The following is an 18,222-nucleotide window of genomic DNA, read 5'->3' on the forward strand; positions in this document are numbered from 1 at the left end:
AGCGAGGTGAGTGGGTTGACTCACCATCCGCAGGGGCGTAGCTTCGAGTGGTGAGTCGCTCGACTCACCACCCGTCCCGGGTGGTCGTCCCGTACGTACCGGAGGATCCGATGTCCCGTTTCGCCGATCAGACAGTTCTCGTCACCGGAGGCAGCGGCGGGCAGGGGGCCAGCCACGTCCGCGCCCTGCACGCCGAAGGCGCCAACGTCGTCATCGGTGGCATCGACGCCGACCGTGGCGCCGGCCTCGCCGCCGAGCTGGGACACCGGGCCCTCTCCGTCCGCCTGGACGTCACCCGGGAGGAGTCGTGGGCCGCCGCCGTCGCGGAGACCGAGAAGACATTCGGTGCGCTCACGATCCTCGTCAACAACGCCGGGGTGCAGAACCCGCCGGCCGTCATCGAGTCCACCGACCTGGCCACGTGGGCCCGCATCCTCGACGTCAACCTCACCGGCACGTTCCTCGGCATCAGGGCAGCCGCCCCGGCGCTGCGGCGCGCGGGGGGAGGAACGATCGTCAACATCGGCTCCACCACGGGCCTCGGCGGTACCGCCCTCTACGCGCCCTACGTCGCCGGCAAGTGGGCGGTTCGAGGGCTCACCCGGACCGCCGCCCTCGAACTGGGCCGCGACAACATCCGCGTCAACGCGATCCACCCCGGCGTGGTCGCCACCCCGTTCATCACCGAGCCGGCGGCCGGCAGCGACGCCCCGATCGCCGACTTCTACTCGCCCGAGCCGTTCGCCGTCCCGCGACTCGGGCAGCCCGCCGACATCACCGCGCTGCTGTTGTTCCTCACGTCGCCGGACGCGGCCTTCATCACCGGCGCCGAGTACGTCATCGACGGAGGGCTGCTCCTCGGCCCCGCACTGAAGAACGGCTCTCCGTCCTAACCGGCGGGGTGTTCGGCGCCCCGGGCGATGTTGCGGGCCATGCCGCCGAAGACGACGGCGTGGAAGGGGGCCACCGAGGCCCAGTAGAGGTGGCCGGGCAGGCCGCGCGGGAGGAACACGGCCCGCTGGACGTACCTGCTGCGGCCGTCCCCGTCCGGCTCGGCGCGCATCTCCAGCCAGGCCCGCCCGGGCAGCCGCATCTCGGCGCGCAGCCGCAGCAGCTCACCCGGGACGATCTCCTCGACCCGCCAGAAGTCCAGCGCCTCGCCGACCTGGAGCCGGTGCGGGTCGCGCCGGCCCCGGCGCAGCCCGACGCCGCCGATCAGGCGGTCCATCCAGCCGCGCACCGACCAGGCGAGCGGGAACGAGTACCAGCCGTTCTCGCCGCCGACGCCCTCGATGACCCGCCACAACGCCGCCGGTGGCGCGTCCACCGTCCGCTCCCGCAGATCGGTGTACGCGGTGCCGCCGGACCAGTGCGGATCCGACGGCAGCGGCTCGGCGGGCGCGTCCGGTCCGCTCGCGTTCGACCAGCGCGTCTCCACCTCCGCGTCGCGCACCTTCGTCAGCGCCAGCGCGACCGCCTGGTCGAAGCCGATCAGCCCGTCCGGCGGGTCCGGCACGTACCGGGCGATGTCGTGCTCGTGCGCCACCGCCTCGTGCACCAGGCTCTCCACGAGCGGCCGGGCGATCGCGTTCGGCACCGGCGTGATCAGGCCGACCCAGTGCGAGGAGAGCGACGGGGTGAGCGGGCGTACCGGCAGGATGACCCGGCGCCGCAGCCCGGCCACCCGGGCGTACCGCTGCATCATCTCGGAGAACGTCAGCACGTCCGGGCCGCCGATGTCGAAGGCCCGGTTGACGTCGGCCGGCAGGTGCGCGCAGCCAGCCAGGTAGCGCAGCACGTCCCGGACCGCGATCGGCTGGATCCGGTTGCGCACCCAGCGCGGGGTGACCATCGCCGGGAGCCGCTCGGTCAGGTGGCGCAGCATCTCGAACGAGGCCGAACCGGATCCGATGATCACGGCGGCGCGCAGCACCGCAGTGGGCACGCCGCTGTCCAGCAGGATCCGCGCGACCTCCGCCCGGGAGCGCAGGTGCGCCGAGGGCAGGCCGTCGCGCTCCGCCGGCTCCGGCCCGCCGAGATACACGATCCGGCGTACGCCCGCGGCGCGCGCCGCCTCGGCGAAGTTCGTCGCCGCCTCCCGGTCGGCCGCCTCGAAACCACGCTGGCCCAGCGAGTGGACCAGGTAGTACGCCACCTCCACGCCTGCGAACACGGCCGGCAGCGTCTCCGGCCGGCGGAGGTCGCCCTCGACGACCTCCGCCTCGGCCGCCCACGGCACGTCCCGCAGCCGTCCGGCGGTCCGGGCCAGGCAGCGTACGGTGTGCCCCTCGGCCAGCAGCCGGGGCGCGAGGCGTCCGCCGATGTAGCCGGTCGCACCGGTGACGAGGCATCTCACGGCATCCAGTGTGCGGCTCCGTAGACTCCTTCGCTGTGGAGAACGCGAGGGACACCTTCTGGGGGCCGGACTTTCAGCAGCTCAGTACCGTCGACCCGGAGATCGCCGAGGTGGTGCTGGGTGAGCTGGACCGGCTGCGCGGCGGCCTGCAACTGATCGCCAGCGAGAACCTCACCTCGCCCGCGGTGCTGGCCGCGCTGGGCTCCACGCTCACCAACAAGTACGCCGAGGGCTACCCGGGGCGGCGCTACTACGGCGGCTGCGCCGAGGTGGACCGGGCCGAGGAACTGGCGATCTCCCGGGCGAAGGAGCTGTTCGGCGCCGAGCACGCGAACGTCCAGCCGCACTCCGGGGCGAGCGCCAACCTGGCCGCGTACGCCGCCCTGGTGCAGCCGGGTGACACGGTGCTGGCCATGGACCTGCCGCACGGCGGGCACCTGACCCACGGCAGCCGGGTGAACTTCTCCGGCAAGTGGTTCCACCCGGTCGGCTACACCGTCCGGCGGGACACCGGGACGATCGACTACGACGAGGTACGCGACCTGGCCCGCGCGCACCGGCCGAAGATGATCATCTGCGGCGCGACGGCTTACCCGAGGCTGATCGACTTCGCCCGCTTCCGGGAGATCGCCGACGAGGTCGACGCGTACCTGATGGTGGACGCCGCGCACTTCATCGGCCTGGTGGCCGGCGGCGCGATCCCGTCGCCCGTGCCGTACGCCGACGTGGTCACCGCGACCACCCACAAGGTGCTGCGCGGCCCGCGCGGCGGCATGATCCTCTGCCGGGAGCCGCTGGCGGCCCGGATCGACAAGGCGGTCTTCCCGTTCACCCAGGGCGGCCCGCTGATGCACGCCGTCGCCGCCAAGGCCGTCGCGCTGCGCGAGGCCGCGCAGCCCGAGTTCCGCACGTACGCCGCCCAGGTGGTCACCAACGCCCGCGCGCTCGCCGACGGGCTGGCCGCGGAGGGACTGCCGGCGGTGTCCGGCGGCACCGACACCCACCTGGCCCTGCTCGACCTGCGCGAGACCGGTGTGACCGGCGCCCAGGCCGAGGCCCGCTGCGACGCCGCCGGCATCACGCTGAACAAGAACGCCGTCCCGTACGACCCGCAGCCGCCGGCGGTGGCCTCCGGCATCCGGGTGGGCTCGCCGAGCGTCACCACCCAGGGCATGCGGGAAGGGGAGATGCGCCGGATCGCCACGTTGATCGGTCGGGCGGTGCGGACCGATCCGGAGTCCCCCGGGGGCGGCGACGAGCTGACCCGGATCGCCGCCGACGTGACCGAGCTGGTCACCGAGTTCCCGGCGTACCCCCGTGGCTGAGCCCGGGACGCGCGCGGCGGAGGCGACGGCGGACCGCGGCTGGCGACTGCGCCATCTGCCGGTGCTGCTGGCCGCGGTGGCGGTGCTGGCCGCTGTCGCGGCGGTGGTCGGCGGGGTGTGGCGCGGCGCGGACGGCGCGCTCGGCGCGGCGGCCGGGGTGGCCGTCACGGCTGCGAGCTACACGCTCACCACAGTGGTGCTTGCCTGGGCGGACTCGAAGGATCCGCAGCTCGTGCTGCCGTTCGGGCTGGGCCTCTACGTCGCCAAGATCACCGCGCTCGGCGGGGTGATGGTGCTGGTGGCCTCGACCGGCTGGCCGGGACTGATCCCGTTCTGTTTCGGCATCGCCGCGGGCGTGGTGGTCTGGACCGGTGTGCACGTCTGGTGGCTCACGACCGTCCATGCCCGACGGATGCTGCGCTGAGCCGTCCCACCCTTCGGGCGACGCGTGGTTCTGTCCGCGATCGGTCATTCTCTCAGTGGCGGGGGAGGAGTACCGTTCCTCCAGACGACTTCGCCCGCCCGTGTCCCACACAACCAGGTTGTGCGGGGGGTGAGGCACAACCTCTTCTGCTCGACTGATATCGTTCGCCCCGTCATGGCCGGTGACCAGAAACCCCCCAACACTGGCGGCTCGGGCGACGTTCCGTCCGGTGCCGGTCAGGGTTGGACCGCGCTCTCATACCTCATCGGGGGCATGCTCGTCTGGGGTTTCATCGGCTGGCTGGTCGACCGTTGGCTCGATACCGGCGGCATCGCCACCGGTATCGGGGTCGTGCTCGGCATGGCCGGGGGGATCATCCTGGTCGTCCGCCGACTTGGCACGCCTACTTAGGAAGGGACGCGGTGTTCGGACAGGCGAACGTCCTGGCTCAGGGCCAGGCGGAATTCCCACCGAGCGTGGGGGACTTCTACCTGCCCAGCATCCTGCCCTGGGGTGCGGAGAACTCGTACTGGTTCACCAAGATCACGGCGATGGTGTGGATCGCCGTCGGCGTGCTGATCATCTTCTTCCTGGCCACGTACCGGAAGCCGCAGCTGGTCCCCACCAAGAAGCAGTGGCTGGCCGAGTCGATCTACGGCTTCGTGCGCAACAACATCGCCGTGGACATGATCGGTCACGCGGGAGTGCGGTTCGCGCCGTACTTCACCACGCTCTTCTGCTTCATCCTGCTGACGAACTTCTTCGCGATCGTGCCGTTCTTCCAGATCTCGCCGAACTCGCACATCGCCTTCCCGGCCTTCCTCGCCGTGATCAGCTACGTGATGTTCAACTACGTCGGCATCCGGCACCACGGCTTCGTGAAGTACTTCAAGAACGCTCTGGTCCCGCCGGCGCCCTGGTTCATCCTGCCGCTGCTGATCCCGATCGAGCTGTTCTCGACCTTCATCGTCCGGCCGTTCTCGCTGGCCGTCCGTCTCTTCGCGAACATGTTCGCCGGCCACATGCTCCTGCTGGTCTTCACGCTCGGCGGGTTCGCCATGATCAGCGCCAACGCCTGGCTGGCACCGGTCTCGGTGCTGTCCTGGACGATGACTGTGGCGCTGACCTTCCTCGAGTTCCTGGTGATCTGTCTGCAGGCGTACGTCTTCACGGTGCTGACCGCCAGCTACGTGCAGGGCGCCCTCGCCGACGAGCACTGATCCGATCTTTCGCACCAACCGTTGTCGTCCCGCGTGACCGTCACGCGTGATAACCAGGAGGAACCAACCAATGGACATCTACGCCGCGGTAGAGGGCAGCACCGCCGCCATCGGCTACGGTCTCGCGGCCATCGGCCCGGGCATCGGCGTGGGCCTGGTCTTCTCGGCCTACATCCAGTCGACCGCCCGCCAGCCGGAGTCGTCCCGGATGACCCTGCCGTACGTCTGGATCGGCTTCGCCGTCATCGAGGCCCTCGCGCTGCTGGGTATCGCCTTCGGCTTCATCTGGCAGGGCAACCTCTAATTCGGCCCTGAGACCGGGAGGTTTCCGATGTACTTCCTCGCCGCTGAGGGTGGTGAGACGACCCACAACCCGATCATCCCTGTCTGGCAGGAGATCGTGGTCGGTGGGATCGCCTTCATCGTTCTCTGCTTCGTGCTGATGAAGTTCGTCTTCCCGCGCATGGAGCAGACGTTCCAGGCCCGGGTCGACGCGATCGAGGGCGGCATCAAGCGCGCCGAGGCCGCGCAGGCCGAGGCGAACCAGCTGCTCGAGCAGTACCGGGCCCAGCTCGCGGAGGCGCGTACCGACGCCGCCAAGATCCGGGACGACGCCCGGGCCGACGCCGAGGGCATCCGCCAGGACATCCTCGCCAAGGCGCGCGAGGAGTCCGACCGGATCATCGCCGCCGGCAAGGAGCAGCTCGCCGCGGAGCGGGCCACCATCGTGCGCGAGCTGCGCACCGAGGTCGGCACCATCGCGGTGGACCTGGCCAGCAAGATCGTCGGTGAGTCGCTGGCCGACGAGGCGCGTCGCAAGGGCACCGTCGACCGGTTCCTGAGCGGTCTCGAGAGCACGGGGGCCCGCTGATGCAGGCCGCCAGCCGGGAGTCGTACTCCGCCGGGGCCGAGCGCCTCGACGCGTACGCCCGCGGCGCGGAGCCGTCGGCGGTGGCCTCCACCGCCGACGACATCCTCTCCGTCGCCGACCTGCTGCGGCGCGAGCCGCGGCTGCGCCGGGCGCTGGCCGACCCGGCGCGCTCGGGTGAGGACCGCGCGGCTCTGCTCACCGGGATCCTGGGCGGGAAGGTCGGCGCGGACGCGCTCGACCTGCTCACCACGCTGGTCTCCGGTCGCTGGTCGGCCCCGTCGGAGCTGCTCGACGGCGTCGAGCGGATCGGCGTGGAGGCGCTCCTCGCGAGCGCCGACTCGACCGGCGATCTGGGCGAGGTCGAGGACGAGCTGTTCCGCTTCGGGAAGGTCGTCTCCGGTTCCGGCGAGCTGTCCAACGCGCTCTCCGACCCGATGGCCCCGGTGCAGCGGCGGGCCGAACTGGCCCAGCAGCTGCTGGCCGGCAAGGCCCGGCCGGTCACCGTCCGCCTCGTCGAGGCCGCGCTCGCCGGCTTCGGGGGACGCTCCTTCACCGGTGCGCTCACCCGGCTGGTCGAGCTGGCCGCCGACCGGCGGGACCGTCAGGTCGCGTACGTGACCGTGGCGGCTCCGCTGAACGACGAGGAGGAGCGACGCCTCGGCGCCCGCCTCTCCCAGATGTACGGTCGGGAGGTCTCCGTCAAGCAGACGGTCGACCCCGACGTGCTCGGCGGAGTGCGCGTGCGGGTCGGATCCGACCTGTACGACGGGACCGTCCTGCGCCGCCTCAACGAGACCCGCAACGCGCTCGCGAAGCGCTGACCAGCGTCTTAGCAGCCCTGATTCGACGCCATCGGACCGGTCGGTACTAGGTATCCCGGGCCCCTGATACTTAAGGAAGCAGAGGATGGCCGAGCTGACCATCTCGACGGAGGAGATCCGCGGCGCCCTGGAGCGCTACGTCTCCTCCTACACGGCCGACGTCTCCCGCGAGGAGGTCGGCACCGTCGCCGACGCCGGTGACGGCATCGCCCACGTCGAGGGTCTCCCCTCGACCATGACCAACGAGCTCCTGGAGTTCGAGGACGGCACGCTCGGCGTGGCGCTGAACCTCGACGTCCGGGAGATCGGTGTCGTCGTCCTCGGTGACTTCGGCGGGATCGAAGAGGGTCAGCGCGTCAAGCGCACCGGCCGGGTGCTCTCCGTGCCCGTCGGCGACGCGTTCCTCGGCCGCGTGGTGAACGCGCTCGGCGAGCCGATCGACGGCCTCGGCGACATCGCCAACGAGGGCTTCCGCGAGCTGGAGCTCCAGGCCCCGAACGTGATGTCCCGCAAGTCGGTCGACGAGCCGCTGCAGACGGGCATCAAGGCCGTCGACGCGATGACCCCGATCGGCCGTGGCCAGCGCCAGCTGATCATCGGTGACCGCAAGACCGGCAAGACCACTGTCGCCCTGGACACCATCCTCAACCAGCGCGAGAACTGGCGCTCCGGCGACCCGAAGAAGCAGGTCCGCTGCATCTACGTCGCGATCGGCCAGAAGGCCTCCACCATCGCCTCCATCAAGGGGACGCTGGAGGAGGCGGGCGCGATGGAGTACACCACCATCGTCGCCTCCCCGGCCTCCGACCCGGCCGGCTTCAAGTACCTCGCCCCCTACACCGGCTCGTCCATCGGGCAGCACTGGATGTACGGCGGCAAGCACGTCCTGATCGTCTTCGACGACCTGAGCAAGCAGGCCGAGGCGTACCGCGCCGTGTCGCTGCTGCTGCGCCGCCCGCCGGGCCGCGAGGCCTACCCGGGTGACGTCTTCTACCTGCACTCGCGTCTGCTGGAGCGCTGCGCCAAGCTCTCCGACGAGCTGGGCGGCGGCTCGATGACCGGTCTGCCGATCATCGAGACCAAGGCGAACGACATCTCGGCGTTCATCCCGACCAACGTCATCTCCATCACCGACGGCCAGATCTTCCTCGAGACCGACCTGTTCAACCAGGGCGTCCGGCCGGCCATCAACGTCGGCACCTCGGTCTCCCGGGTCGGTGGCGCCGCGCAGGTGAAGCCGATGAAGAAGGTCGCCGGCTCGCTGCGGCTGAACCTGGCCCAGTACCGCGAGCTGGAGGCGTTCGCCGCCTTCGCCTCCGACCTGGACCGGGCCTCCCGCGCCCAGCTGGACCGGGGTTCCCGCCTGGTCGAGCTGCTCAAGCAGCCGAACTACTCGCCGTACCCGGTGCAGGAGCAGGTCGTCTCCGTCTGGGCCGGCACCGAGGGCAAGCTGGACGACGTCCCGGTCGGCGAGGTCCGCCGCTTCGAGTCCGAGTTCCTCCAGTACCTCCGCCACAAGCACGAGGGCGTCCTGGCCGGAATCGCCGACAACAAGTGGGACGACGAGATCATCTCCTCGCTCGACTCCGCGATCAGCGAGTTCAAGCAGGTCTTCCTGGGCAAGGAGGACGAGGTCCGGGTCAACGACGCGCCGGCCAAGCCGCTGGAGGGCGAGGAGACCCGCGAGACGGTGACCCGCTTCCGCGACGGCACCACCGACCGCCCGGCCGAGAGCTGATCCGATGGCCGCCCAGGTACGCGTTCTCCGGCAGCGGATCCGTTCCGCCAAGGGGATGAAGAAGATCACCAAGGCGATGGAGCTCGTCGCGACGAGCCGCATCGCCAAGGCCCAGGCCAAGGTGGCGGCCTCGCTGCCGTACGCCGAGGCGATCACCGGCGTGCTGACGGCGCTGGCCTCGAACGCGCGGATCGACCACCCGCTGCTCACCCCGCGCGAGCGGGTGCGGCGGGCGGGCGTCCTGCTGGTCACCGCCGACCGGGGCCTGGCCGGTGGCTACAGCTCGAACGCGATCCGGACCGCCGAGTCGCTGATCGCCCGCCTGCGTGCCGATGGCAAGGAGCCCGTGCTCTACGTCATCGGCCGCAAGGGCGTGGCGTTCTACCGGTTCCGCAACCGGCAGATCGCCGCCAGCTGGACGGGTTTCTCCGAGCAGCCGTCGTTCGAGGACGCCCGCGAGGTCGGTGAGACGCTGATCAAGGCGTTCACCGCCGGCGCGGACGACACCGACAACGAGGCCGGCGCCGACGGGATCCTCGGCGTGGACGAGCTGCACATCGTCTACACCGAGTTCAAGTCCCTGATGACGCAGAACCCGGTGACCCGGATCGTCGGTCCGATGCAGGTCGAGGACCGGCCCCGGTCCGAGGGCCTGCTGCCGGCGTACGAGTTCGAGCCGGAGCCGGAGTCGCTGCTCGACGCCCTGCTGCCGAAGTACATCAACACGCGGATCTTCGCGGCGTTGCTGGAGTCGGCGGCCAGTGAGTCGGCCGCCCGTCGGCGGGCGATGAAGAGCGCCACCGACAACGCCGAAGAGATGATCGAGAAGTACACGCGTGAGATGAACTCGGCTCGTCAGGCCGGCATCACCCAGGAGATCAGTGAGATCGTCGGCGGCGCGAACGCGCTGGCCGCGTCGGGAAGTGAAGTGTGATGACTGTATCCGCAGTTGAGACCAAGACGGCCACGGGTCGCGTGGTCCGGGTCATCGGCCCGGTCGTCGACGCCGAGTTCCCGCGCGACGCCATGCCGGGGCTGTTCAACGCCCTGCACGTCGACGTGACCCTCTCCGGCGGTGAGAAGACGCTGACCCTGGAGGTCGCCCAGCACCTGGGTGACAACCTGATCCGCGCCATCTCGATGCAGCCGACCGACGGCCTGGTCCGCGGCACCGAGGTGCGCGACACCGGCGCGCCGATCAGCGTGCCGGTGGGCGACGCGGTCAAGGGCCACGTGTTCAACGCGATCGGCGAGTGCCTCAACCTCACCGAGGGCGAGACCATCCAGGCCGACGACCGGTGGGGCATCCACCGCAAGGCCCCGGCCTTCGCCGACCTGGAGCCGAAGACCGAGATGCTGGAGACCGGCATCAAGGTCATCGACCTGCTCGCCCCGTACGTCAAGGGCGGCAAGATCGGCCTGTTCGGCGGCGCGGGCGTGGGCAAGACGGTGCTCATCCAGGAGATGATCACCCGTGTTGCCCGCAACTTCGGTGGTACCTCGGTCTTCGCCGGCGTGGGTGAGCGCACCCGCGAGGGCAACGACCTCATCGCCGAGATGACCGAGTCGGGCGTCATCGACAAGACCGCGCTGGTCTACGGCCAGATGGACGAGCCGCCGGGCACCCGCCTGCGGGTCGCGCTGTCCGCGCTGACCATGGCGGAGTACTTCCGTGACGTGAAGAAGCAGGAGGTGCTGCTCTTCATCGACAACATCTTCCGCTTCACCCAGGCCGGTTCCGAGGTCTCCACGCTGCTCGGCCGCATGCCGAGCGCCGTGGGTTACCAGCCGACCCTGGCCGACGAGATGGGCGAGCTCCAGGAGCGGATCACCTCCGTCCGGGGCCAGGCCATCACCTCGATGCAGGCGATCTACGTGCCCGCCGACGACTACACCGACCCGGCGCCGGCCACCACGTTCGCCCACCTCGACGCGACCACCAACCTGGAGCGGTCGATCTCCGACAAGGGCATCTACCCGGCCGTGGACCCGCTGGCGTCCTCGTCCCGGATCCTCGCCCCGGAGTTCGTCGGCGAGGAGCACTTCGCCGTCGCCACCGAGGTGAAGCGGATCCTGCAGCGCTACAAGGACCTACAGGACATCATCGCCATCCTCGGTATCGAGGAGCTCTCCGAGGAGGACAAGCTCACCGTCGGCCGCGCCCGCCGGATCGAGCGGTTCCTCTCGCAGAACACGTACGCGGCGGAGCAGTTCACCGGCGTGCCCGGCTCGACGGTCCCGATCGCCGAGACCATCGACGCCTTCCGCCGGATCAGCGAGGGGGAGTTCGACCACTTCCCGGAGCAGGCGTTCTTCATGTGCGGCGGCCTGGACGACCTGCGGGCCAAGGCCAAGGAGCTGATGGGCGAGGAGGGCTGAGAGCCCGCTCACACCCACGAGGGCCGTCCCGGTGAAAGCCGGGGCGGCCTTCGCCTTTTCCGGGCACTGCACTACCAGATGCCCGGTTCTCCGGCAAGCAGTTCGCCGGATCGCGCGGTACCGTTCCTGACACGACTTCACATCCGGCCGTTGATCTCTGCAACCAAACGGACCCCCGCGCCCGTCTTCCTACCCGTGGGCGCGACGATTGGAGATGCTCGTGGGCGGTAAGGGCGGCGCGGATCGCGGGAAGCGGTCCATGTGGCGCGGCGTGCCCCGGTGGGCCCGCGTCTGCACGATCCTGGGCATCGTCATGGTGGTGCTCAGCGGCTCCGTGCTGATCGGCTCGCGCGCCCTCGTCGCCCGCTACGAGGGATCGGTGGGCAAGGCCGACCTCTTCGGTGACCAGGCCGCCGGCGCCAACGAGAAGAAGAGCGACATCAAGGGCCCGCTCAACATCCTGCTCGTCGGCGTGGACCCCCGGACCGCGACCGCCCGCCCGCTCGCCGACTCGATCATGGTCCTGCACGTGCCCGCCACCATGGACCGCGGCTACCTCTTCTCGCTGCCGCGTGACCTGCGGGTGGACATCCCGGAGTTCCCCAAGGCCGACTACTCGGGCGCCAACGACCGGCTCAACGCGGCCATGTCGCACGGCAGCAACGTGCCGGGGCAGAACCCCAGCACCCCGCAGGGCTTCGAGCTGCTCGCCAACACCGTGCAGGAGGTCACCGGCATCAAGCGCTTCGACGCCGGTGCGATCATCAACTTCAGCGGGTTCAAGAAGATCGTCGACGCCATGGGCGGCGTCGACATGTACATCGAGCGGGAGGTGCGCTCGGAGCACCTCCAGCCGGACGGCACGCCGCGCCAGCTCAAGCCCGGCGGTGGTGGCTACCTCGGGCCGCAGGCCGTGTACAAGAAGGGCAACGCCCACCTCAAGGGCTGGCAGGCGCTGGACTACGTCCGGCAGCGCTACCCGAAGAACGGCGTGCCGGACGCCGACTACGGCCGGCAGCGGCACCAGCAGCAGTTCGTCAAGGCGATGGTGAGCCAGGCGTTCAGCGCCGACGTGGTGGCCAACCCGGTCAAGCTGGACCGGGTGCTGCGCGCGGCCGGGAAGTCGCTGGTGTTCAACGGCCGCGGCAACAGCGTGGTCGACTTCGGGCTGGCCCTGAAGGACATCCGGCCCGAGGCGATCGAGACGATCAAGCTGCCGGGCGGCCCGATCGGTACCGGCAGCAACTACCGGGGTGAGCAACTGCTCGAACCGGCGGAGGACTTCTTCACCGCCCTGCGTACCGAACAGCTCGACGCATTCCTGCTGGAGCACCCCGACTTCAAGCAGAAGACCAAGTAGCCTGAGCGGGTGCGGGACCGTGGTGGTCCGGCTCTCACCACCCGCGTTGGGTGGGCTGCGGGGTCGCGACTAGACTTTCGGCAATCCGCCGCCGCAGCAAGGAGACAGCGTGGCACAGCAGCTTCACGTCGAGCTCGTAGCCGTCGAGGAGAAGGTCTGGACCGGCGAGGCCGAGATGGTCGTCGCCCGGACGACCGAGGGTGAGCTCGGTGTGCTGCCTGGGCACGCACCGCTGCTCGGCCAGCTCGCCGAACCCAGCCAGGTACGCATCAAGCAGGCCGGTGGCCAGCAGATCGCGTACGACGTGGCCGGCGGCTTCCTGTCGGTGACCGGTGAGGGCGTCACAGTCCTCGCCGAGAGCGCAACCCCCGCCACCCCGGCCCGCTGAGCCGACCCGCCGATGGAGATCGTCGAAGGGATCGGAATCGGCTTCGCGATCGTCGTCGTCGCGCTTCTGATCCTCTTCATCCGGCGGGCCCTGTTCACGCGTAGCGGTGGCATCATCCGGCTGAGCGTCCGGGTCAACACGATCCTCGACGGTCGTGGCTGGTCACCCGGGTTCGGTCGCTTCGTGGGCGACGAACTCCGTTGGTACCGCATGTTCAGCTTCGCGCTGCGCCCCAAGCGGGTGCTCTCCCGCAAGGGGCTGGCGGTCGAGCGCCGCCGGCTGCCCGAGGGGCAGGAGCGCATGTCGATGCCCGCCGAGTGGGTGATCCTGCGCTGTACCAGCCACCACGCGCCGATCGAGATCGCCATGGCGCGATCCACGGTCACCGGATTCCTGTCCTGGCTCGAGGCCGCCCCACCCGGGGCGGCCTCGCCGCGTCTGGCCTCCCAGGACTGGCCCGCCGCCTGACCCTCACCCCAACACCCCGTCAACCGGTCACGGGGGTCGTGCCGGGTCGCCGCCGCTGACGCCGATCTTGGAGTTGTGGCGCCAGGAAATGCCCGGTTCGCGCCGTTAGTGAGGCACCACAACTCCAAGATCGCCGCACCCTTCCCGGCGCCTCCCGCGATCTTGCACATTGGTGCCCGGCAAACCTCGCAAATGAGACGCCCAGAGGGCTCGAACTGCAAGATCGCGCGGGTGGTCGTGCGGGCGACCCGATTGGCGTCGCGCCCCCGCTCGGGCCAGCCCTGCTCGGGCCAGCCCGCCCCGGGCCAGCCGTGCCTGGCTCGGGGTCGATCATGAAGTTGGCGGTGTTTGGTGTCCGGTTTGTCGGCGTCAACTTCATGATCGACGGCGCGGGGCGGGTGCGTGTGGTGCGATCCATGCCGTTTTGGGCTGAGGTGTCCGGTTCGGGGGTGGTGGGTGGCACTCTGGGAGTGGAATCGCGGGCGGGTGGGTGGCGTTGTAACCGGGTGAACGACCGAGCAAGGCTCGCCCCGCGAGCGGGGTGGCATCTGCAAGGCCTTGGGAATCACCCCGGGGCGGCTGGTCGTTGAGTACGGTTCCGGCGACGTGAGCCGCGGGGAATCATCCTGGCCGGCTGGTCGTTGAACACGGTTCCGACGACGTGAACCCCCGCGCCTGCTCTCCGGAGGCGTGTGGTGCCCCCGGGGAATGGTGGCGGGTGGCGGGTCGTTGAACATGCTTCCGGCGCCGCGACGAGGCACCCCCGACCCTCGCGAGCAGCCGATCCCCCCGAAGACTTTTTTGAGCGCCTGACGGTGCTCGCACCCGCGCCGGCCCCCCTGTCGGTGTGGGCGTCGATCCCCCGAATGGAGCCCTCCATGAACACGATTCTGCGTAAGAGCATTCTGGGTGTTGCTGGTCTGGCTTTCACCGGTGGCGTGTTCGCCGGTCCGGTGGCTGCGCACGCGGCGGACACCACCCACACCAAGCCGGTCAGTGTGAGTGTGCAGGGTGACAAGCTGATCCCGCACGGTGTGCAGGGTGAGCAGTCGCGCATCGACCTCAACGACGAGCAGACCGCCAATGTGAAGGCGATCATTGCCGCCACCAAGAAGGCCGGCATGGACGAGCGCGCCGCGGTCGTGTCGATCGCGACGGCGTTGCAGGAGTCGAAGCTGGAGAACCTCGGCCACCTCGGTGACCGTAACGATCACGACTCGCAGGGCCTGTTCCAGCAGCGCCCGTCCAGTGGTTGGGGCACGGTGGAGCAGATCACCGACCCCGAATACTCCACCACCGCGTTCCTGAAGGGTCTGAAGCAGGTCGACGGCTGGCAGGACATGCCGCTGACCAAGGCCGCCCAGACCGTCCAGGTGTCGGCCTACCCGGACCACTACGCCCAGTGGGAGCAGCAGGCCGCCGACCTCGTCGCCCAGCACTGGAACAGCTAAGACCAACAAGTCAGACCAAGCTGAAGGCCGGCACCCCGAACCAACGGGGTGCCGGCCTTCTCACGTCTCCGCGACCAACTCGACCTCGTACCCCTGCCCGTCGGTGAGGTAGGCGGCGTAGCTGTCCGGGCCACCCGCGTGTGGGTGCCGGTCCGGGAACAGCAGCGTCCAGCCGTACTCTCCAGCGGCAGCGACCAGGCGTTCGACGGCGGCCGGCGGGCCGGCGTGGAAGGCCAGGTGGTTCAGGCCGGGCGCGCACCTGTCGTGGGTGCGGCCGGTGAGCGCGGGTGACTCCTCCAGCACGACGTATGTGGCGCCGAGCCGCCAGGAGCGGCCGGCGGGCCAGTCCTGGTACGGCGTCCAGCCCAGTTCGCCGAGAAGCCAGCCCCAGGAACGACTGGCCGCTGCCAGGTCGGGTACCCACACCTCCACGTGATGGAGGCCGCCGATGGTCAGCGCTTCCCGCCCGGCACCCATAGCACGTCGCCGTCCGGATTTGCCGTTCTTGACAGGATAAAGAGCAAATCGGAGAGCCGGTTGAGATACTTTGCCGGGAGGGGACTGGTCCGATCGGGGTCGTGTGTGACCAGCGCCCATGCCGCACGCTCGGCGCGCCGGGCGGTCGTCCGTGCCACGTGCAGCAGTGCCGCGCCCGCGGTGCCGCCGGGGAGGATGAAGGAGTCGAGCTTGCTCAGGCGCGCGTTGTACTCGTCGCACCAGCCCTCGAGGCGCTCGACGTACTCCTCGGTCACCCGCAGCGGCGGGTACTTCGGATCCGGCTCCACAGGCGTCGCCAGGTCCGCGCCGACGTCGAACATGTCGTTCTGCACGGATTCCAGCACGGCCCGCAGCTCGTCCGAGAGCTGCCCCAGGGCGAGCGCGACGCCGATCGAGGCGTTGCACTCGTCCACGTCCGCGTACGCGGCGATGCGCGGATCGGTCTTCGGCACCTGCTCGTTGTTGCTCAGCCTGGTCATGCCGGCGTCGCCGGCCTTGGTGTAGATGCGCGTGAGGTGGACGGCCATGACGCACAGCCTACGGATACCGGACCTGACCATCCCGGCCCGGCCGAGCCCGGTGGGGCCGGGGGACGCGGGAGATCCGGCGGTCAACGACGTCGACGTCATCCGGGTACGCGGTGACGCCCGGCTCGCCGGCACCGTGCACGTGGTGGGTGCGAAGAACTCCGCGCTGAAGCTGATGGCCGCCGCGCTGCTCGCGCCCGGCCGCAGCCTGATCACCAACGTGCCCCGGATCACCGACATCGCGATCATGGGCGAGGTGCTGCGGCGGCTCGGTTGCGGCGTACGTTTCGGGCCGGACGACCCGGTCGACCCGATGGTGGCCCACGGCGGTGTGGAGCGGTCCCGGTCGGTGCTCATCGACGTGCCGGAGCGGCCCGGCGCGGAAGCCGACTACGACCTGGTGCGGCGGCTGCGCGCGTCGATCTGCGTACTCGGCCCGCTGCTGGCCCGCCGGGGGTACGTCCGGGTGGCCCACCCGGGCGGCGACGCCATCGGCTCGCGCGGTCTGGACATGCACATCGCCGGGCTGGCCCGGATGGGCGCGGAGATTTCCGGTGAGCACGGCTTCGTCATCGCCGAGGCGCCGGGCGGGCTGCACGGTGCCGACATCGTGCTGGACTTCCCGAGCGTGGGCGCGACCGAGAACCTGGTCATGGCGGCGGTGCTGGCTCGGGGCGCCACGACGATCGACAACGCGGCCCGGGAGCCGGAGATCGTCGACATCTGCACGATGCTGAACCGGATGGGCGCGCGGATCGAGGGGGCCGGCACGTCGACGCTGCACATCGTCGGCGTACCCGAGCTGCGGCCGGTCCGGCACGCCACGGTGGGGGACCGGATCGTGGCCGGCACGTGGGCGTTCGCCGCCGCGATGACCCGCGGCGACGTGACGGTTACCGGCCTGGACCCGGCGTACCTGGAGGTCGCGCTGGACAAGCTGGTCGCGGCCGGCGGCCTGGTGGAGACGCGAGGCGACGCCTTCCGGGTACGCATGGACGACCGCCCGAGGGCGGTCGACGTGGTCACGCTGCCCTACCCGGGCTTCGCAACCGACCTGCTGCCGATGGCGATCGGGCTGGCGGCGGTCAGCGAGGGCGGCTCGCTGATCACCGAGAACATCTTCGACGGCCGGTTCATGTTCGCCAACGAGATGATGCGGCTGGGCGCGGAGATCCGTACCGACGGTCACCACGCCCTGGTGTGCGGCCGGGAGCGGCTGTCCGGCGCCCCGGTACGCGCGACCGACATCCGGGCCGGTGCCGGCCTGATCATCGCCGGGCTCTGCGCCGACGGCCTCACCGAGGTCTCGCACGTGCACCACGTCGACAGGGGCTATCCGGACTTCGTGGCCGACCTGCGGGCGCTCGGCGTCGAGGTGGAGCGCGGCACCGCGCCGGAGGAGCCGGACCTGGCCATCTGACGGCCGGGGCTTATCCCTCGTTAAGTAGGGTTCTCCCAGACGTTGCAGAACACGGCGAGGGAGAAGCAGATGGCGGGTCGACTCGCGGTCGTCGGTGCCGGGCTGATGGGCTCGGGCATCGCCCAGGTGGCGGCGCAGGCGGGCTGGCAGGTGACGCTGCGCGACATCGACGACGCGGCCACGAAGCGCGGTGTGGACGGCATCCGGAAGTCGCTGACGAAGTTCGCCGAGAAGGGCAAGATCGAGGCGTCCGACGTCGAGGCGACGCTGGGCCGGATCACCCCGACCACCGACCTGGAGGCCGCCGCCGACGCGGACATCGTGGTCGAGGCGGTCTTCGAGAAGATCGAGATCAAGCACGAGGTGTTCCGCGCGCTCGACAAGATCTGCAAGGCGGACGCGGTGCTCGCCACCAACACGTCGGCCATCCCGGTGACCCAGATCGCCACCGCCACCGAGCGCCCGGAGTCGGTCGTCGGCACGCACTTCTTCTCGCCGGTGCCGATGATGAAGCTCTGCGAGCTGGTACGTGGCTACAAGACCAGCGACGCGACCATGGAGACGGTCAAGTCGTTCGCCGAGGAGATCGGCAAGACCGTCGTGGTGGTCAACCGGGACATCGCCGGTTTCGTCACCACCCGTCTGATCTGTGCGCTGGCGATGGAGGCGGTCAAGCTCGTCGAGTCCGGCGTGATCTCCGCCGAGGACCTGGACACTGCCTGCAAGCTGGGCTTCGGCCACGCCATGGGCCCGCTCGCGACGGTCGACCTGACCGGCGTGGACGTGCTGCTCAACGCCACCCGCAACATCTACACCGACACCGCCGACGAGAAGTTCTTCCCGCCGGAGCTGCTCCAGCGCATGGCGACCGCCGGCGACCTGGGCCGCAAGACCGGCCAGGGCTTCTACTCGTACTGACCGGCCCGTCGTTCCGCCCCCGGCCCGCGCGGCCGGGGGCGGTTCACGTGCGGGGGCG

Annotated in this window: 20 protein-coding genes; 17 read left to right on the forward strand and 3 right to left on the reverse strand. The window is 70.1% G+C overall.

Going from position 1 to position 18,222, the window contains the following annotated elements; all coding sequences use genetic code 11:
- Window positions 1-50 precede the first annotated feature (50 nt).
- Complete coding sequence (locus tag FHX31_RS03250) at window positions 51-893, forward strand: SDR family NAD(P)-dependent oxidoreductase (protein ID WP_236619420.1); 843 nt, start codon at window positions 51-53, stop codon at window positions 891-893.
- On the opposite strand, the gene FHX31_RS03255 is transcribed toward FHX31_RS03250, so the two are convergent.
- A complete protein-coding gene (locus FHX31_RS03255; protein WP_013475359.1) occupies window positions 890-2,356 on the reverse strand; it encodes an SDR family oxidoreductase in 1,467 nt (488 codons plus the stop codon). The two genes, FHX31_RS03250 and FHX31_RS03255, sit on opposite strands and share 4 nt — an antisense overlap.
- 35 nt (window positions 2,357-2,391) lie before the next feature.
- Between FHX31_RS03255 and FHX31_RS03260 the strand changes: the two genes are divergently transcribed.
- The 14 genes from FHX31_RS03260 to FHX31_RS03325 all read left to right on the forward strand — a co-directional run bounded on the left by FHX31_RS03260 (window position 2,392) and on the right by FHX31_RS03325 (window position 14,801).
- On the forward strand, window positions 2,392-3,681 hold the full coding sequence (locus tag FHX31_RS03260) for a serine hydroxymethyltransferase (RefSeq protein ID WP_030271779.1): 1,290 nt from the start codon (window positions 2,392-2,394) through the stop codon (window positions 3,679-3,681).
- Window positions 3,674-4,105 carry a Cg1360 family ATP-synthase-associated protein gene (locus FHX31_RS03265; RefSeq protein ID WP_013288261.1) on the forward strand — a complete coding sequence of 144 codons (432 nt, stop codon included), beginning with the start codon at window positions 3,674-3,676 and terminating at the stop codon, window positions 4,103-4,105. Before FHX31_RS03260 ends, FHX31_RS03265 begins: the two co-directional genes overlap by 8 nt.
- Window positions 4,106-4,279: 174 nt before the next feature.
- A complete protein-coding gene (locus tag FHX31_RS03270) occupies window positions 4,280-4,516 on the forward strand; it encodes an AtpZ/AtpI family protein (protein WP_013288260.1) in 237 nt (78 codons plus the stop codon).
- Window positions 4,517-4,527: 11 nt separating this feature from the next.
- The gene (gene atpB, locus FHX31_RS03275; RefSeq protein ID WP_013288259.1) at window positions 4,528-5,325 is read left to right on the forward strand and encodes a F0F1 ATP synthase subunit A; all 798 of its coding nucleotides are present in this window, start codon (window positions 4,528-4,530) and stop codon (window positions 5,323-5,325) included.
- Between the two features lie 70 nt (window positions 5,326-5,395).
- A complete protein-coding gene (locus tag FHX31_RS03280; RefSeq protein WP_013288258.1) occupies window positions 5,396-5,629 on the forward strand; it encodes an ATP synthase F0 subunit C in 234 nt (77 codons plus the stop codon).
- Window positions 5,630-5,656: 27 nt separating this feature from the next.
- Window positions 5,657-6,196, forward strand: coding sequence for a F0F1 ATP synthase subunit B (locus tag FHX31_RS03285; protein ID WP_013288257.1), 540 nt, complete (start codon window positions 5,657-5,659; stop codon window positions 6,194-6,196).
- Entirely contained in the window at window positions 6,196-7,017 is an 822-nt protein-coding gene (locus FHX31_RS03290) for a F0F1 ATP synthase subunit delta (protein ID WP_013288256.1), read from the forward strand. The genes FHX31_RS03285 and FHX31_RS03290 overlap by 1 nt, the downstream gene beginning before the upstream one ends.
- A gap of 85 nt (window positions 7,018-7,102) precedes the next feature.
- Entirely contained in the window at window positions 7,103-8,755 is a 1,653-nt protein-coding gene (atpA, locus tag FHX31_RS03295; protein ID WP_013288255.1) for a F0F1 ATP synthase subunit alpha, read from the forward strand.
- Between the two features lie 4 nt (window positions 8,756-8,759).
- Window positions 8,760-9,689 carry a F0F1 ATP synthase subunit gamma gene (locus FHX31_RS03300; protein ID WP_013288254.1) on the forward strand — a complete coding sequence of 310 codons (930 nt, stop codon included), beginning with the start codon at window positions 8,760-8,762 and terminating at the stop codon, window positions 9,687-9,689.
- Complete coding sequence (atpD, locus tag FHX31_RS03305; RefSeq protein WP_013288253.1) at window positions 9,689-11,134, forward strand: F0F1 ATP synthase subunit beta; 1,446 nt, start codon at window positions 9,689-9,691, stop codon at window positions 11,132-11,134. The genes FHX31_RS03300 and atpD overlap by 1 nt, the downstream gene beginning before the upstream one ends.
- Before the next feature lie 214 nt (window positions 11,135-11,348).
- A complete protein-coding gene (locus FHX31_RS03310) occupies window positions 11,349-12,494 on the forward strand; it encodes an LCP family protein (protein ID WP_041799109.1) in 1,146 nt (381 codons plus the stop codon).
- A 109-nt stretch (window positions 12,495-12,603) separates the two neighbouring features.
- Window positions 12,604-12,882, forward strand: coding sequence for a F0F1 ATP synthase subunit epsilon (locus tag FHX31_RS03315; protein WP_013288251.1), 279 nt, complete (start codon window positions 12,604-12,606; stop codon window positions 12,880-12,882).
- A gap of 12 nt (window positions 12,883-12,894) precedes the next feature.
- The gene (locus FHX31_RS03320) at window positions 12,895-13,350 is read left to right on the forward strand and encodes a DUF2550 domain-containing protein (RefSeq protein WP_013475361.1); all 456 of its coding nucleotides are present in this window, start codon (window positions 12,895-12,897) and stop codon (window positions 13,348-13,350) included.
- 878 nt (window positions 13,351-14,228) lie between these two features.
- The gene (locus FHX31_RS03325) at window positions 14,229-14,801 is read left to right on the forward strand and encodes a hypothetical protein (protein ID WP_071097644.1); all 573 of its coding nucleotides are present in this window, start codon (window positions 14,229-14,231) and stop codon (window positions 14,799-14,801) included.
- Window positions 14,802-14,861: 60 nt separating this feature from the next.
- Here the strand turns inward: FHX31_RS03325 and FHX31_RS03330 are convergent, their stop codons facing one another.
- Window positions 14,862-15,278, reverse strand: coding sequence for a VOC family protein (locus FHX31_RS03330; protein ID WP_013288248.1), 417 nt, complete (start codon window positions 15,276-15,278; stop codon window positions 14,862-14,864).
- On the reverse strand, window positions 15,254-15,826 hold the full coding sequence (locus FHX31_RS03335) for a cob(I)yrinic acid a,c-diamide adenosyltransferase (protein ID WP_184975015.1): 573 nt from the start codon (window positions 15,824-15,826) through the stop codon (window positions 15,254-15,256). Before FHX31_RS03335 ends, FHX31_RS03330 begins: the two co-directional genes overlap by 25 nt.
- Between FHX31_RS03335 and murA the strand changes: the two genes are divergently transcribed.
- Window positions 15,825-17,246, forward strand: a complete 1,422-nt coding sequence (murA, locus tag FHX31_RS03340) for a UDP-N-acetylglucosamine 1-carboxyvinyltransferase (RefSeq protein WP_030271442.1) — start codon at window positions 15,825-15,827, stop codon at window positions 17,244-17,246. The two genes, FHX31_RS03335 and murA, sit on opposite strands and share 2 nt — an antisense overlap.
- Before the next feature lie 69 nt (window positions 17,247-17,315).
- Window positions 17,316-18,164 carry a 3-hydroxyacyl-CoA dehydrogenase family protein gene (locus FHX31_RS03345; protein WP_013288245.1) on the forward strand — a complete coding sequence of 283 codons (849 nt, stop codon included), beginning with the start codon at window positions 17,316-17,318 and terminating at the stop codon, window positions 18,162-18,164.
- The last annotated feature ends 58 nt before the right edge of the window (window positions 18,165-18,222 follow it).

The organism is Micromonospora sp. CNZ286 (genome assembly GCF_014207755.1).